Here is a 15,851-nt window from a genome sequence, read left to right as displayed (position 1 = left end):
ACCGCTGCAGGGTCTCGAACGGCACGTGCACGCTGATGTGCGGGCGGACCCGGGCGCCGGGACGGAGCGAGCCGGAGTCCAGCGCGAGGTGCGCCAGCCCGACCAGCGCCCCGGCGCGCCGCTGCCCCGGGGCGCGCCTGTCGCCCTTGGCGGGCACGCCCGTGCGGGCGGCCAACGCCGTGAGCACGATCTCCCCGCTGGTCTTCGACAGCCATCCACCGGGCACGTACCCGTCGGTGGTCTCGGCCAGGTAGAACTCCTCGCGGTCCGTCTCCTCGACGTACGCCCGGTCCGCCGCCTCCGGATCCGCCCGCAGGCCCCAGTGCTTGACCGCGGTGGTGAATGCGGCCGCGTCGAGTCGTCGGGCGTGCCTGAGCAGGAACTGCTCTCCGACGCCGTCCTCGCGCAGCCGGCCCCGCCTGGCCTCGCTGCTGGTCGTGTGGCGCACGATCGCCTCGGCGTGGTCGGTGCTGATCTCCCCGGCCGCCAGCGCCTTCGCCGTCTCTGGCAGGTGGTCACGCAGAGCCCGGGCCTGGCGCACCTCGCGGGCCGCGGTCGCGCGGTGCTTGCCGGAACGGGCGCGGTGCCACGCAGCCATCGATCGTGCGCCGTCTATGGCCCACAGCCCGTCCGCCTCCACCGTCGCTAAAGCTCTGGCTCGCAGCGAATCGACCTGCCGGCCGAACATCTCTGTGCCGTCCAGCACCGCCAGGGCGAGCTCACCGGCCACAGTGTGCAGGTCGATACCGGCAAGTTCTGTCAGATCTGCCTGCACCCGTGCCAGCAGGGCTGCCACCGCCGCACCCGTTCCGTTCGACATCCCACACCCCCTTGTGCGGCCCCGCGAATCGCTGTGGCTGCTGCGGATCCAATCTCAGTGCGACACCATTGACCGTATCGAACGGGCGTTCGACATGCAATGCCTAACGACAAACTCTCGGTAATTTGTGGAAACCGTGGCATTTCGGCTTGCTGTGGAAACTAGGAAGGGGCAACGTTCCAGCTTCCTGGGGAATTTCGGCCCTGGGGAAAGGTCGGCATTCCCCTGCGTGTGGATCAACCGGCCGTCACCAGGAGACGCAGCAGGTCTGGGCACACCACGCCTGTACGCGGATGCCGTGCCCCATGCCCTATGACGGCGCTCGAAAGGAGCGCGAGGCATTCTCGTACCGTCCCGCTGGCACCCGTGCAGCACTCCAGGCGGCGGTCCTCCGGTGACGGATTAGATCCCCAAATCGCCTCGATCTCGACATTCACCGACGCGCCGGCCACCGCCGGTGAACTCACACGCCCGCTACTCACGACTCGCTAATATGGGGCACCCCAAAGCAACGGAGCGCCCCGTGGGCAAAGTGGTCATGTACAGCTCGGTGTCGGTGGACGGCTTCGTCGCGGACGAGAACGACCAGCCCGGTCCGCTGTTCGACTGGTTGACCAACGGCGACGTCCCGTTGGACGAGAGCGGCGAGCTGAACGTGTCGCAGACGTCCTACGACTACACCCGGCCGTACTGGGACCAGATCGGGGTGACAATCGCCGGCCGCCACGTCTTCGACCTGACGGACGGTTGGGACGGGAAGCCACCGAGCGGGGTCGACCACGTGGTCGTCGTGACGCACCGGCCGAGGCCCGAGGGCTGGGACCCCGAGGCCCCGTTTCACTTCGTCGACAGCGTCGAGGCAGCCGTGGCCAAGGCGCAGGAGCTCGCGGGTGACCGCATCGTCGAGGTCGCCGCTGGCGACGTCGGTGGCCAGGTGCTTGCCGCGGGCCTGGTCGACGAGGTGCGCATGGACGTCGTACCCGTCGTGCTCGGGTCCGGCAAGCGCTACTTCGGGTCCGTCCACGCACAGCACCTGCTGGAGAATCCCGACGTGGTGATTCAGGGCAACCGGGTGCTTCACCTGCGCTATCAGGTGCGCCGCTGACCGATCTGAGCGGGGCCGCGTGAAAGTCCACTGCGAACGGTGACACGAGACCGGGCCTCCGCAGCGTTGCGCGTCGCTGCCCCAGGGCCGAGGCGCCTGCCGACATCAAGCCAGCGATTACACCCTCGACTGCGAAGAGCCCTCAAGCTCGACTGTGAAGAGCCCTCATAGTCCTCAGCCCCCTTCGGATGGCCCCTGACGACCAGCCCCACGCCAGCACCCCCTCTCAGCCGACCTGCCAGCACCCGACTTACCTGCCATCATCGTGAGCGTGCTGCTCGCCGAGCTGGTCGAGACCCACGCCGCGGTCGCTGCCACACGCTCGCGGCTGGAGAAGCGAGCGCTCCTCGCGGCCGCACTACGGTCGGCGGGTAAGGACGAGGCGGAGATCGTCGCGTCGTTCCTCTCCGGCCGCCCGCGGCAGCGGCGCACCGGCGTCGGCTGGCGCAGTCTTGCCGAGCTCCCTGAGCCGGCCCAGGCACCGACGCTCACACCGACCCAGGTGGACGAATCGCTCGAGCGGCTCGGCGCCCTTGCCGGCACCGGCTCCCAGTCCGCGCGCACTCGTTCGGTCCGCGAGCTGTTCTCCCGTGCGACGCCGGACGAGCAGCAGTTCCTGCGCGGCCTCCTGCTGGGTGAGCTGCGGCAGGGTGCGCTGGACTCGGTGCTGCTCGACGCCATCGCGGCCGCCGCGGACGTACCGGCCAGTGTGGTCCGCCGCGCGGCGATGTTCTCAGCGCTGTCCGGACCGATCGCGAGCGCCGCGCTCACCGGCGGAGCGGACGCCCTCGAACAGTTCCGCCTCGAGGTCGGCCGTCCCGTCAGACCCATGCTCGCCGCCTCCGCCCCCGACGTCACCGCCGCGCTCGAGAAGCTTGGCGTCGCCGTCGGGAAGGAGGAAAGCGAGAAGGCGGGCGACGTAGTCGGTGAGGACGACGGCGAATCTCGGGGCGGCGCAGGAAAAGACGAAGCGCCCCGCGGGACGGTCGAGACCGGCGACCTTGAAGCGCCCGGCGGCACGGTCGAGATCGGCGACGACGGGAAGCTGGGCCGCCCCGTCGTCGCGGACGGGAAGATCGACGGGATCCGGGTCCAGGTCCACCGCGCCGGACCCGACGTCACGGTGTTCACGCGCTCGCTCGACGACATCACGGACCGGGTCCCCGAGGTCGTCGAGGTGGCCCGCTCCCTCGACTCGGAGGCCGTCGTCCTGGACGGCGAGGCGATCGCGCTCGGACCCGACGGACGGCCGCGCCCCTTCCAGGAGACCGGCTCGCGCACCATGAGCCGGGACGGCGCCACGCTGCGCGAGCAGGTCCCGCTGACCGTGTACTTCTTCGACGTGCTCCACCTCGACGGGCGGGATCTCATCGACGCCCCCGCAGCCGAACGCTTCCGCGCGCTGAGCAGCATCGTCCCGGAGGAGGCCCTCGTCCCCCGCCGCGTCACCTCCGACCCCGAGCAGGTCCGGGAGTTCTTCACCGAGATGATCCAGGTCGGGCACGAGGGCGTCGTCGTCAAGGACCTGCACGCCCCCTACGACGCCGGCCGACGGGGCTCGGCTTGGGTGAAGGTCAAGCCCCGCCACACGCTCGACCTCGTGGTGCTCGCCGTGGAGTGGGGCAGCGGGCGGCGGCAGGGCACGCTGTCGAACATCCACCTCGGGGCCCGCGACGGCGACGAGTTCCTGATGCTGGGAAAGACCTTCAAGGGCATGACCGACGAGATGCTCGCCTGGCAGACGAAGAGGTTCCTCGAGCTGGAGACGGGCCGCAGCGGGCACATCGTCCACGTCCGACCCGAGCAGGTGGTCGAGATCGCGTTCGACGGGATCCAGCGGTCCTCCCGCTACCCCGGCGGGATGGCGCTGCGGTTCGCGCGAGTGCTCCGTTACCGCGACGACAAGACCGCGGCGGAGGCCGACACCGTGGACACGGTGCGCGCGCTCACCTGACGCGTCAGGGCCCGCCGGGCCCCGGCCCAGAGACCAACGGCCCACGCCGCCGACAGATCGCCGAAATACTCTGGGTCATGGGATTCGATGATGAACGTCAAGGTTCCACCCTCTCCGAGGACGAGTGCTGGCGGCTGCTCGAGGCCAAGGACCTCGGCCGCCTCGCCGTGAGCGTCCAGGACCAGCCGGACATCTTTCCGGTCAACTACGCGGCCGAGGGCGGGCGCCTCTACCTGCGCACCGCGCAGGGCAGCAAGCTGCTGGAGCTGACGATCAACAGCCATGTGGCGCTGGAGATCGACGAGATCGGCACCGACTCCGCGGTCTCCGTCGTCGTCAAGGGCACAGCGCGCCGGCTCGAGAAGGAGGCGGAGATCGTGGCCGCCGAGCAGCTCCCCGTGCGGCCGCGGGTCGGGACGGACAAGCCGGTCTTCGTCGAGATCACGCCGACCGACGTGGCCGGCCGCCGCTTTACCTTCGTGCCCCAGCCCCACTAGGCGGCACCGCGGGTCGCCACGGCTCAGGCCCCGGAGACCGTCGTGGTGGTGGCTGTCATGACCGCGATCGCCTCGTCGACCGCCTTCCTGACCGCGTCGCTGGCGAAGGAACCCTCGACGGCTCCCGCCCGACGCCGGAGCTCCGCGCGGCCGATCTGCGCACCGGGCAGCACCTTCGGCACCTGGTTGACCGACTGGAGCAGGGAGATCAGGTTCGCCTCGCGGACCGTCGGTGTGCGGCCGACGACGAGAACGTCGTGCAGCCCCCGCCGGAGCTCGTCCTCGTGCGCCGAGTCCAGCGCCGGCCAGGACGTGCGCGGGAAGATCCCCAGCACCCGGTCCTCCTCCACGCGCAGGATCCCCCGCTCCGCGAGCCGCTCGAGGAGACGGCGGTGCAGACCCTTGGCGACGGCGGGGAGCGCGTTCTTCGGCTTGTCCGGCTTCCGGGCGGCGAGGTTCCCGAGGGCGGTGTCCAGCACGTCGTCGCCCGTCGGGGAGGTGTCGGCGACGACGACTCGGCCCGCCCTGACCTCCTGACCGGGCCCGGACAGCTGGAGCCGGCCCCGCTCGGCCAGCTCCAGGACCACCGCGCCGGCGAGGACGAGGTCCCGCCGGGTCGAGTCGACGACGGGGCGTCCCGTGGTGTCGTCGGTGAGCAGGAGCACCACGTCCTCGGCGATCAGCATGGCCCCACCGTATCGAGGAGCGGCCCGATGTTCGCGACGCGGGCGCCGCCGCCCGAGCCCCCGCGGCTCGGGCGGCGGGCTTTCGGCCCGCGCCGTCGGGCCACCGGGCTCCAGTGCCGTCAGCTACGCCGGATGTCGATCTTGCGGGCCGGCGGGGTCTCCGCCGGCACAGGCAGCCGAAGCTCCAGCACGCCGTCGCGGTAGCTCGCGGAGATGGCGTCGGCATCCGCGCCCTTGGGCAGACGGATCTGGCGCTCGAACCGGCCGTACCGGAACTCCGAGCGGTACCCGTGCGCCTGCTTCTGCTCGGAGCGCTCCTGCCGCTGGGCGCTGATGGTCAGGACACCCTCGTCGACCGTGACGTCGAGATCCTTGTCCGGGTCCACCCCGGGCAGCTCGGCACGGATGACGAGGTGGTCGCCCTCGCGGAACTCCTCCAGCCGCATCGGCGTGGTCCCGGCTCGTCCGGCCTCCCGGAACGGCCACGGCATGTCGCCGAACGGGAACGCGTCCCAGAGGTGCTCGGCCAGGTCGCGAGGTGAGCGACGGGCGGGCACGGAGGAGTGCTGGGACTCGGACTGCGGCTGCGACTGGGACTGGGACTGGGACTGGTAGGGCGACTGCGAAGACTCGGCCCCGGACTGCCCGGGGTCGTTCGGTTGCGTGGTCATGCCGATCCTCCTTGATCGAGCCGGACCGGGCGGCCCGGCGCCCTCCTCTATCGTGCGACGCCGGGGGCCGACCCGCCAGGGACATGGGTCCGCGTCACCTCAGTGCTGCCCGGAGCACACCAGGCCCGTGCGACCACCGGCGTGCCACGATGGGGCGTGACCGCCCGTCTGAGCCGCGTCCAGGGCCTGGCGCGCTCGCTCGTCTGGTCCTACGGGACGCTCTGGCGCCGACGGCGCATGGTCGCCTTCTACGCGCAGTTCCTTCGCCCCGGCGATCTCGCGTTCGACGTCGGCTCGCACGCCGGCAACCGGGTCCGCGCGTTCCGGCGCCTCGGTGCCCGCGTGGTGGCGGTCGAGCCGCAGCCCGATCTCGTTGCGGTGCTTCGCCGGCTCTACGGCAGGGACCCGCTCGTGGTGGTCGAGCCGCGCGCGGTGGGTGCGCGCCCCGGGACCGCCACGCTGCGCGTCGCCACCCGGACGCCGACGGTCTCGACCCTCGTGCCGTCGTGGATCGAGGAGGTGCGCACGGACCGCCGGTTCGCGTCCGTGCGGTGGGACCGGACCCTGACGGTGCCCCTCACCACCCTCGACGACCTCGTCGACCGGCACGGCGAGCCGCGGTTCTGCAAGATCGACGTCGAGGGCTCCGAGCTCGACGTGCTGCGGGGCCTCAGCAGGCCGGTGCCCGCGCTCTCCTTCGAGTATCTGCCACCCGTGGCCGAGCGCGCGGTGGCGTGCGTGGGGCGCCTCGTCGAGCTCGGCGACTACCGGTTCCGGTCCTCACCGCTGGAGACGCTGCGGTGGGCGGACGACACCTGGCTGGACGCCGACGGCATCGTCGCGGTGCTGCGGGCGCTGCCGCCGTCGGCGCCGCCCGGCGACGTGTACGCGGTGCGGTCCGGCTGAGCGGCGCCCTGCCGACGGCTCGCGTACTGCCAGCGCGCGTCACGGCCGAAGGACCAGGCGAGCGCACCGAGCGCGACGACGAGCAGCGCCGTCGGCACGTCGGCGGGCCGACCGGGCAGCAGCGGGCGGAGCAGCGGCCAGAGCAGCGCGACCACCAGCGCCACCACCACGCACACGCCGACCACCTTGCGCGCCACGCTCGGGAAGAGCGGCCCGCGCAGCCACGGCCACAGCGCCCCGGCCAGGGCGTAGGCGTACCGCACGAGCCCGATCGAGGCGACCCACCACCCGGCGACGCCGAGCACGCCGACGGCGACGCTCAGCACCAGCACGAGGGCGGCGTCGACCTCGAGGTCGAACCGAGCGCCGAAGGAGCCCGCGAGCCCGCGCCCGCGCGCCACCCGGCCGTCCACGCCGTCGAGCACCAGGCAGCACAGCCCCGCCACGGCGACCGGCACCGCCCATCCCCCCGGGGACGGCAGGGCGAGCAGGCCCGCGATCCACGAGACAAGCACCAGGCGGACGAGCGTGACGGCGTTGGCGGCCCCGAGCTCTCGCCTCGGCCAGCGGGCCGCTACCGCCGCCGCACCCACGACGTACACGGAAGCGGCGGCCGGCACGACGAGCGCGCCCCCGACCACCGCCGCCAGCGCCACCGGGACCGCGACGCTCGCGGCGAGGCCGGCCGCGAGCGCCGGCCAGGGCCACGGCCCGGCGGGGAGGGCGGTGCGCGCGAGGGTCACCGGACGGCCCTCACTCGCTCCCGAAGCGGCCCCGCGCCTCGACCGGGATCAGCGGCCTGTCCGCCCGGGCGCGGATCTGCTGCACCGCCCAGGTGTTGCCGTCCGGGTCGCTGAAGCCGAAGAAGGTCCCTCCGTCGCGCTCGTCGAAGACCGTGATGTCGCTGACCTCCACCCCTCGGTCGATCAGCTCCTGCCGGGCCGCCGCGGCGTCCGCCACGACCAGCTGGGTCCCGTGCAGCGAGCCGGGCGTCATCTGCTGCTGGGCCGGCAGCGACCCGATGACGATCGAGCAGCCCGACCCCCGGGGCGTCAGCTGCGCGAAGTTCATCGGCCCGTTCACGGTGTGGTGGTCGAGCTCGAAGCCGACCTTGTCCCGGTAGAACTCGATCGCCCGGTCGATGTCGCTGACCGGCACGATGACCACCTCGAGCGTCCAGTCCACAGCGGTGCTCCTCCTCGTCGACGATGCGCCCCAACCATCCTCCTCCGTCCGCCTCCCGGAGGTGGTACGGCCGAGCAGCCGTCCGGGATCTCTCCCGACGACGCAGCGTCGCCGCCCGCGAGCCGCGACGGCGCCGCGTCGCCGTGGCGGGCCCGCTCACGAGCCGTCGAGGATCCCCAGGTCGAGGGCGCGCAGCACCGCCCGGGTGCGGTCCCGGACGCCGAGCTTGAGGAACACGTTGGACAGGTGGTTCTTCACCGTCCCGGGCGCGAGGTGAAGCGCCGAGGCGATCTCGGTGTTGGAGTACCCGCGGGCCGCCAGCCGCAGCACGTCCAGCTCCCGCGCCGTCAGAGGCTCCGGCCGCTCGAGACCGTCGACGCCGGCCGGGGCTGCGGCGACGGCGCGGAAGAGCCGGTCGGTGAGCCCCGGCTGCAGGATGGTCCCGCCGTCGGCGAGGGTCCGGATCGCGCCGACGAGCTGGTCGAGGGTGACGTCCTTGAGGAGGTACCCCTTGGCCCCGGCCCGCAGCGCCCGCAGGACCAGCTCGTCGTCGTCGAACGTGGTCAGGACGAGGACCGGCACGGCGGAGCCCCGGTCGGCGAGGGCCTCGAGGGTCGCGATCCCGTCCCGGCGCGGCATCCGCAGGTCGAGCAGGAGCACGTCGACGTCGTGGGTGGCGACCAGCTCGAGGGCGTCGTCGCCGTCCTCCCCCTCCCCCACCACCTCGATGTCGCTCAACGAGAGCAGGCTCCGGATCCCCTGACGCACGAGGGTCTGGTCGTCGACGATCGCCACGCGCGTCATGCCGGCCGCCGGGAGGTCGACGCGGCCGGCACCTGCGCCAGGACCCGGAACCCGGCGCCGGGCGCGGACTCCACGGTCAGCTCGCCGCCCAGCTCCTCGAACCGTTCCGCCATCCCGCTGAGCCCGTTGCCCCGCTCGACCCTGGCCGCGCCGACGCCGTCGTCGCCCGCCCGCAGCACCAGGCCGTCGTCGTCGGAGACGACGTCGATCGTGAGCGTCGTCGCGGAGGCGTGCCGGACCGTGTTGGTGACGATCTCCTGGACCGCGCGGACGACGCCGATCCTCCGGGACTCGTCGAGGGGCACCTGCTCGTCCACGGTGAGGTCGACCGCGAGACCCGGCACGTCGACGACGGCGCGCAGCGTGGCCTCGAGCCCCGCGGGCGCGTCGCGCAGGTCCCCGACGGTGCGGCGCACGTCCGCCAGCAGATCCTTGGCGATGCCGCGGGCGCGCAGCACGTGCTCGCGCCCCTCGCCGTCTGTACGGTGGCTGGCCACCTCCAGCTCGAGGGCCAGGGCGGTCAGCTGGTGACCGATCACGTCGTGCAGGTCGCGGGCGATGCGCAGCCGCTCCGCGCTCCGGCTCGAGGAGGCGAGCAGGGCGGTGGCCGCCCGGAGGTCGGCGTGGGCCGCCGCGAGCTCGGCCCGCGCCGCCGCCTCGCGCCGCGTCCCGGCCACGACGAGGGCGGCGAAGGCCTGGAAGGCCGCGTACGCCGTCGTGGTGAACACCATGGCCGTGGCGTCCCAGCCGGCGAGGGAACCGCCGACGGCGACGGCGACGGTGTGGACGGCCACGATGGCGGCGACCACGCGGCCGGGCAGCGCGAACGCCGCGGCCGCCACCGTCACCACGAACAGCAACGAGGTCCACCCGAGGTCAGGTGCCAGCAGCCACACGGCCAGACCGGTGACGACGAGCGCGGCCACCGTCAGCGCGTACGGCCACGGCGGGCGCCGGCGGAACGTCTCCGAGTCGAGCGCGAACACGACGACGTAGACGAGGTACGCCGTCCACCACGCCGCGACGGTGGCGGGGTCGTCGCTGATCTCCACGCCGGAGACGAGCACGGCGACGCCGACCACCAGGGTGGCCGCCAGGCCGGCCCCGGCGCTCAGGACCTCCTCCGAGCGCGCTGCCACGTCCCGAATGCTACGAGGGGCCGCCGTCGCGGGTACCTGCCATTGGTCATGGGTCGAACGGGGGCCGACCGGCACATCCGCACCCGACCGCCGCTCCCTACCGTCGTGAGGGACGGAAGGAGACACCATGACCGTGGTGGAGATGCACGACGTGCAGAAGGCCTACGGGGAGGTGCGGGCCCTCGAGCACCTGGACCTGGCCGTGGAGCGGGGCGAGATCGTCGCCGTGCTCGGCCCCAACGGCGCCGGGAAGACGACGGCGTTCGAGCTGCTGCTCGGCCTCGTGCGACCGACGGCGGGCACCGTGACGGTGCTCGGCGAGCCGCCGGGTCGGCGGGTGCGCGGGCGCGTCGGCGCGATGCTGCAGTCCGCGGGCCTGCCGGAGCAGACGACCGTCCGCGAGCTGGTGCGCCTGGTCGGGCGCAGCTACCCCCAGGCCCTCGACACCGGCGACGTGCTCGCCCGCACCGCCCTGACGAAGCGGGCCGCCAGGACCGTCACCACGCTCTCGGGCGGAGAGCGGCAGCGGCTGCTCCTCGCACTCGCGCTGGTCGGGGCGCCCGAGCTGCTGCTCCTCGACGAGCCGACCGCCGCGATGGACGTCGCCTCCCGCCGGACCTTCTGGGAGCAGGCGCGGGCGAGCGTCGACGACGGCGCCACCATCGTCTTCGCCACGCACGACCTCACCGAGGCCGCGACCGTGGCCACCCGGGTCCTCGTGATCTCCCAGGGACGGCTCGTCGCCGACACCACGGCCGACGCGCTGACGCACCACGGGGACGAGGACCTGGAGGAGGTCTTCCTGACCCTGACCCACGAGCGTTCCGTCGCCGAAGGAGACGACTGATGGACATCCGACCCACCGCGCCGGCGAGCCGGCGCACCTCGTCGCCCGCGACGACCTCGCGAACCCCGTCCCGCGCGACCTCGCGAACCCCGTCGAGCGCGACGGCCTCACGCATCCCGCGCCGCAACGGCGGGCCCGCCGGGCTGGCGGTCCTCGCCGCCGTCACCGAGCTGCGCTCGAGCCTGCGCACCCCCGAGTTCGCCGTCGGCGCCATAGCGGTGCCCGTGCTCCTGTATGCGATGTTCGGGCTGCCGAACGCAGCAAGCACGCTCGTCGGCGGCTCCACCCGCGTGGGGCTGGCCATGCTGGTGTCGATGAGCGCCTACGGCGTGGTCTCGCTGGCGATCTTCACCTTCGGCGAGGACATCGCCAAGGAGCGGGGCCGCGGCTGGACCCGCACGCTCCGTGCGACACCGGTGCCGACCTGGGTCTACCTCGTGGGGAAGACCGCCAACGCCGTCGTCCTCGCGACACTGATCGTGGTGACGATGAGCGCCGTGGCGGGCCTCGCCGGCGGGGTGGAGCTCACGCCCGGGTCGTGGCTCGCCCTCGGCGTGACCATGGTGGCGGGCGTCCTCGCGTTCAGCACGGTCGGGTTCGCCATCGCCTACGTCGCGCGGCCGCGTGCCGCCGCGGTGATCGCGAACCTGATCTTCCTGCCGCTGGCGTTCGCCTCCGGGTTCTTCGTGCCCCTCGGCGAGCTGCCCCAGGTGCTCCGGGACATCGCCGCGTACCTGCCGACGTCCCACTACGGCCAGCTCGCCTACCGGGTGGTCATGCCCGACGCCGACGTCGAGCTCTGGACCGGGGCGGCCACCCGGCCGCTGTGGATCCACGTGGCCTGGGTGGTCGGGGCCGCCGTCGTCCTCGGGGTCGCTGCCCTGCTGGCGGCGCGGCGGGAGGCCGTCACCCGGCGCGGCTGACCACCGCGGGGCCGCCCCACCGCTGCTCGAGACCGCGAGCGTTGCTGGAACGCCGGGAGCGCTCGCGGTGTCGTGCATCGCTCGCCGCCCGCCGGCGGGGCTCCTCCGGCGCTGTGCCGGCACCGGCACCGCCGTAGTCTGGTGCCGTCGGACCAGGAGGCTGCCATGGAGGCCCGCATCCTCGGGGTGGGCGTGGCCGTGCTCCTCGCCGCGTGCACCGGCCCGCCGGGCGGTGGTGCGGACCCGTCCCCGCCACGCGAGAGGCCGGCAGCGACCGCGGACGCCCGGCCCACGACGTCGCCGGAGCAGTCCGAGCTGGCTGAGTTCCTGGCCGAGTCGAGCGACTTCATCCCCTCGACACATCCCGGCCTGCTCGTGGTCACCCGCGACAGCTTCGCGCAGGTCACCGACGACGGGACCGTCGACCGCACGCGGCTCGTGCCGCCGCTGCCGGCGGACCATGAGTGGAGGTGTCTCTCCCAGGGTGCGCCGGGCACGGCCGTCTGCCTGGGCCGCGGCGCCTCCTCGCGGTTCGAGCCGGCCCCGGGACCGCGCTGCCCCACCGCACAGCTGGAACGGCACCGCGTCGGCCACTCGGTGGTCACCCACCGCACCTACGGGCCCGACGGGCGTCTGACCCAGCAGATCACGCACCGGACGTACGGGGAGCACTACACGATCCCGGGCACCGACCTGCGCACGGAGGGCGGCAGCGACGTCTTCGTCGTCGACGACCTCGCGCCGGGCGGGAGCGCCGTGCGCACGAGGCGCATCCTCGGCACGGAGTCCTACCAGTACAGCTTCCCCGGCGACCTGATCTGGGTGAACCACGGCGAGCTGCGCGTCGAGGATCCCGACGGCGCGGCGGACGTCACCGTCGTCTCCGGCCGCTGGGACCGGGTGGCGGACCCCGAGGGTGCCCGCGAGCGGCTCTGCGCGGCCTTCGAGTGACGCCGCCGGCGGGGCCCGAAACCACCTCCGTCTCACCCGGCGGGCATCTGTCGCCCGCGCACCGGCGCGCGTAGCATCCCCCCGAAGCACCTCGAGGAGGAGGTCGCCGTGGCCGTCTCACGGTTCCTGGGCGCGGTCTTCGAGAACGATCGGACGCGCTGAGCGATGCGCTCGCCTGCCGCGATCATCCGGATCTACCTGGTGCTGCTGCTGGGCAACACCCTCGCGGCCTCCCTGATCTGGGGCATCAACACGATCTTCCTCCTCGACGCCGGTCTGTCGAACCTCGAGGCGTTCTCCGCCAACGCCTTCTTCACCCTCGGGATGGTGCTGTTCGAGGTGCCCACCGGCGTCGTGGCGGACACGATCGGCCGCCGCGCCTCGTACCTGCTCGGCACGGTGACGCTGAGCGTGACCACGCTGATCTACGTGCTGCTGTGGTACGTGCAGGCCCCGTTCTGGCAGTGGGCGATCTCCTCGGTGCTGATCGGCCTGGGCTTCACCTTCTTCTCCGGCGCCGTCGAGGCCTGGCTGGTCGACGCCCTCACCGCCGCGGGGTACACCGGTGAGATGGAGCCGGTGTTCGGCCGGGGCCAGGTGGTCTCGGGCGTCGCGATGCTCACGGGCTCGCTGGCCGGCGGCTACATCGCGGCGCAGACCAACCTGGGCGTCCCGTTCCTGGTCCGGGCGGGGATCCTGCTGGCGATGTTCGCCGTCGCGTTCTGGCTCATGCACGACATCGGGTTCACCCCGCACCGCACGCGCCAACCGTGGCGGGAGATGACCCGCGTCCTGCGGGACTCCGTCGAGCACGGCTGGCGCCGGCCCGCGGTCAAGTGGCTCATGCTGGAGGCGTTCTTCACGGGCGGCGTCGGGTTCTACGTCTTCTACGCCCTCCAGCCCTACCTGCTCGAGCTCTACGGCGACCCGGAGGCGTACCAGGTGGCAGGCCTGGTGGCGGCGATCGTCGCGGGGGCCCAGATCCTGGGTGGGCTCGCCGCTCCCTGGATCCGGCGCCTCTTCCGCCGGCGGACCTCCGCCCTCATCGCCACGACAGTCGCGAGCGCGGCCTCCCTGGTGGCGATCGGGGTGATCGACAGCTTCCTCGCCGCCATCGCGCTGATCGTGGTGTGGGCCCTGCTCTACGCGGCCGAGATGCCCATCCGGCAGGCGTACCTCAACGGCCTCATCCCGTCCGAGCAGCGCGCGACGATCCTGTCCTTCGACTCGCTCGTCGGCTCTGCCGGCGGGGTGTGGTCCCAGCCGGTGCTGGGCCGGTCTGCCGACCTGTGGGGCTACGGGGGCTCGTTCGTCCTCAGCGCCGGGATCTCCCTCCTTGCGGTCCCGTTCCTCGCCCTCTCCCGCCGCCAGCGGGCACCCGCCGACGTGCGCGTGACCGAGGCTCGCACGCAGGCGCCGGCTCAGCCGCCGGAGACCGGGGCGGACCACCCGCCGACCGCGCCGTGACCCGGCGAGCGGAGCCGGTGCTGGCCGGCTCCCTCCTGGCCGGGCCCGGCCCCGACTCAGGCCTGACCCCGACTCAGGCCCGGCCCCGTCTCAGGCCTGGCTCGCCGTGGCGGCCTCGACGGCGGAGCGCCCGGCCTCCGCGAGGTACCGGTGCACCGACCCCACGGCGACCGCCCCGTCGCCCGCCGCACCGGCGACCCGCTTGACCGACCCGTGCCGGACGTCGCCGGCGGCCAGCACCCCGGGCAGGCTGGTCTCGTACGGCAGGGCCGCACGGCCGGGCCCGCCCTCCGGCAGGTCCCGCCCGGTGAGCACGTACCCGGCCTCGTCCAGCGCGACCACCTCGGCCAGCCACCCGGTCCGGGGCTCGGCCCCGATCAGCACGAACAGCGCCGAGGCGGCGACCTCGTGGATGTCGCCGTCCGCGTCCTCCAGGACGAGCCGTTCGAGCCGCTCGTCGCCGCCTCCGTCGCGCACGCGCGTGCGGAGCCGCACGTCGATGGCGGGTGTCGCGGCGATCTGGCGCACCAGGTAGTCCGACATCCCGGCCTCGAGGGAGTCGCCGCGCACGAGGATCGTGACCCGGGAGGCGAAGCGGGCGAGGTGGACGGCGGCCTGGCCGGCGGAGTTCGCCCCGCCGACGACGTAGACCTCCGCCCCGGCGACCGCCGGCGCCTCCACGCCCGCGGCGCCGTAGTAGACCCCGGCCCCCACCAGGCGCTCGAGCGCCGGCACGCCGAGCCGCCGGTAGGTCACCCCGGTAGCGACGACGACCGCGCGGGCCCGTAGCAGGGTCCCGTCGTCGAGCCTGACCAGTCGTTCGCGCGCCCGCACCTCCAGGCCGGTCGCCCGGTGGCCGAAGACCAGCTCGGCGCCGAAGAGGATCGCCTGCTCCCACGCCCGGTGCGCCAGCTCGCCACCACCGATCCCGCGCGGGAAACCGAGGTAGTTGCGGATCATCGAGCTGGTGCCCGCCTGCCCGCCGACCGCCTCGGGCTCGACCAGCACGGTGCGGAGCCCCTCGGAGGCGCCGTAGACGGCCGCGGCCAGCCCGGCGGGGCCGGCGCCGAGGATCGCGAGGTCGTAGACGTCGGCGCCTGGGCGCGTCTCGATCCCGTGGGACGCCGCCAGCTCGGCGGGCGAGGGGTCCACGAGCACGTGGCCGCCGGCGTGCACCGCGCAGGGGAGCCGTACCGGCCGGTGCTCGGCCACGATCCGCCTCCCCTCGTCGCTGTCGGCCGGGAAGAAGTCGAACGGCACCCCGTTCCTGGTGAGCATGTCCAGCAGCCGGTGCGTCGCGGGCGTCCACCGTTCCCCCACCACGCGGTAGACGGCGAAGTGCGGGCGGTTGCCCTTGGTCCACCGGCTGAGCCACTCCTGGACCTGCGGGTAGAACCACTCCTCCGGGCTCACCCAGCCCTTGGCGACGGAGAGGTCGATCAGCCCGAGCGCCGTCGCCCGCTGGAGCGTCTCGAGCTCGGAGAACGGGATCCGGGTGTGGTGCTGGTCCATCGCGAACAGAAGAGCGCGGCCGGCCTCGCGGTGCAGCGCGTGCGCGCGGCCGAGGAGCTCGAGCGCCCCGCCGGGCAGGTGCAGGTCGGCCACCACCAGCGCCACGGGCTCGCCACGCTCGGCCAGCACCTCCAGCAGGGCCAGCGCCTCGGCCGGGCCACCCTCGGCCAGCACGCGGTAGTCGGCGCCGAACCGGTGGGCCAGAGCCTCCGTCGTGCGGCGGCGGGCCGCCTCGTCGGCGTCCACCACGACCATCAGGGGTGCGCCGGCAGGGGACGGACGGAGCTTCCTCGTCATGGGGCTCCCCTTTCCGGGCGTCGTCGCCCCCACCGATTGTGCGCCACCGCCGGTCCGGCCGGGGCGGGTCGGGTCGACGCACTCCCA

The 15,851-nt window shown here is 73.4% G+C and carries 15 protein-coding genes and 1 pseudogene; 8 read left to right on the top strand and 8 right to left on the bottom strand.

What is annotated here, in order from left to right; genetic code table 11:
* Positions 1-820, bottom strand: an 820-nt coding sequence (locus tag KZX45_RS14325) for a DUF222 domain-containing protein (RefSeq protein ID WP_248258429.1), incomplete at its 3' end; no start/stop codon positions are given.
* Positions 821-1,343: 523 nt separating this feature from the next.
* Here KZX45_RS14325 and KZX45_RS14320 point away from each other — a divergent pair.
* From KZX45_RS14320 to KZX45_RS14310, 3 genes are all read left to right on the top strand, one after another.
* Complete coding sequence (locus KZX45_RS14320) at positions 1,344-1,925, top strand: dihydrofolate reductase family protein (protein WP_248258428.1); 582 nt, start codon at positions 1,344-1,346, stop codon at positions 1,923-1,925.
* Between the two features lie 271 nt (positions 1,926-2,196).
* Positions 2,197-3,879: an ATP-dependent DNA ligase gene (locus tag KZX45_RS14315; protein WP_248258427.1), complete on the top strand. Its 1,683-nt coding sequence runs from the start codon at positions 2,197-2,199 to the stop codon at positions 3,877-3,879.
* A gap of 77 nt (positions 3,880-3,956) precedes the next feature.
* The gene (locus tag KZX45_RS14310) at positions 3,957-4,376 is read left to right on the top strand and encodes a pyridoxamine 5'-phosphate oxidase family protein (RefSeq protein ID WP_248258426.1); all 420 of its coding nucleotides are present in this window, start codon (positions 3,957-3,959) and stop codon (positions 4,374-4,376) included.
* A gap of 23 nt (positions 4,377-4,399) precedes the next feature.
* Here the strand turns inward: KZX45_RS14310 and KZX45_RS14305 are convergent, their stop codons facing one another.
* Positions 4,400-5,062 carry a GPP34 family phosphoprotein gene (locus KZX45_RS14305; protein ID WP_248258425.1) on the bottom strand — a complete coding sequence of 221 codons (663 nt, stop codon included), beginning with the start codon at positions 5,060-5,062 and terminating at the stop codon, positions 4,400-4,402.
* 119 nt (positions 5,063-5,181) lie between these two features.
* On the bottom strand, positions 5,182-5,733 hold the full coding sequence (locus KZX45_RS14300) for an Hsp20/alpha crystallin family protein (protein WP_248258424.1): 552 nt from the start codon (positions 5,731-5,733) through the stop codon (positions 5,182-5,184).
* Between the two features lie 237 nt (positions 5,734-5,970).
* On the opposite strand from KZX45_RS14300, the pseudogene KZX45_RS20345 reads away from it, so the two are divergent.
* Positions 5,971-6,399 (top strand): annotated as a pseudogene (locus KZX45_RS20345) (FkbM family methyltransferase); the annotation flags it as partial.
* 98 nt (positions 6,400-6,497) lie between these two features.
* On the opposite strand, the gene KZX45_RS20340 reads toward KZX45_RS20345, so the two are convergent.
* The 4 genes from KZX45_RS20340 to KZX45_RS20335 form a co-directional block, all read right to left on the bottom strand.
* On the bottom strand, positions 6,498-7,382 hold the full coding sequence (locus KZX45_RS20340; RefSeq protein WP_248258423.1) for a CDP-alcohol phosphatidyltransferase family protein: 885 nt from the start codon (positions 7,380-7,382) through the stop codon (positions 6,498-6,500).
* A gap of 10 nt (positions 7,383-7,392) precedes the next feature.
* A complete protein-coding gene (locus tag KZX45_RS14285; RefSeq protein ID WP_248258422.1) occupies positions 7,393-7,824 on the bottom strand; it encodes a VOC family protein in 432 nt (143 codons plus the stop codon).
* Positions 7,825-7,980: 156 nt separating this feature from the next.
* On the bottom strand, positions 7,981-8,628 hold the full coding sequence (locus KZX45_RS14280) for a response regulator transcription factor (RefSeq protein ID WP_248258421.1): 648 nt from the start codon (positions 8,626-8,628) through the stop codon (positions 7,981-7,983).
* Complete coding sequence (locus KZX45_RS20335) at positions 8,625-9,767, bottom strand: sensor histidine kinase (protein WP_248258420.1); 1,143 nt, start codon at positions 9,765-9,767, stop codon at positions 8,625-8,627. The genes KZX45_RS14280 and KZX45_RS20335 overlap by 4 nt, the downstream gene beginning before the upstream one ends.
* A 127-nt stretch (positions 9,768-9,894) precedes the next feature.
* Between KZX45_RS20335 and KZX45_RS14270 the strand changes: the two genes are divergently transcribed.
* From KZX45_RS14270 to KZX45_RS14255, 4 genes are all read left to right on the top strand, one after another.
* A complete protein-coding gene (locus KZX45_RS14270) occupies positions 9,895-10,614 on the top strand; it encodes an ABC transporter ATP-binding protein (RefSeq protein ID WP_248258419.1) in 720 nt (239 codons plus the stop codon).
* A complete protein-coding gene (locus KZX45_RS14265; RefSeq protein ID WP_248258418.1) occupies positions 10,614-11,537 on the top strand; it encodes an ABC transporter permease in 924 nt (307 codons plus the stop codon). Before KZX45_RS14270 ends, KZX45_RS14265 begins: the two co-directional genes overlap by 1 nt.
* Before the next feature lie 165 nt (positions 11,538-11,702).
* The gene (locus KZX45_RS14260; protein ID WP_248258417.1) at positions 11,703-12,488 is read left to right on the top strand and encodes a hypothetical protein; all 786 of its coding nucleotides are present in this window, start codon (positions 11,703-11,705) and stop codon (positions 12,486-12,488) included.
* Positions 12,489-12,653: 165 nt separating this feature from the next.
* On the top strand, positions 12,654-13,955 hold the full coding sequence (locus tag KZX45_RS14255) for an MFS transporter (protein ID WP_248258416.1): 1,302 nt from the start codon (positions 12,654-12,656) through the stop codon (positions 13,953-13,955).
* A 90-nt stretch (positions 13,956-14,045) separates the two neighbouring features.
* On the opposite strand, the gene KZX45_RS14250 is transcribed toward KZX45_RS14255, so the two are convergent.
* Complete coding sequence (locus KZX45_RS14250) at positions 14,046-15,764, bottom strand: FAD-dependent oxidoreductase (RefSeq protein WP_248258415.1); 1,719 nt, start codon at positions 15,762-15,764, stop codon at positions 14,046-14,048.
* Between the last annotated feature and the right edge of the window lie 87 nt (positions 15,765-15,851).

Origin of the sequence: Georgenia sp. EYE_87 (assembly GCF_023148685.1) — a bacterium.
Lineage (GTDB): Bacteria > Actinomycetota > Actinomycetes > Actinomycetales > Actinomycetaceae > Georgenia.
This window is presented reverse-complemented; position numbering and strand designations above follow the sequence as displayed.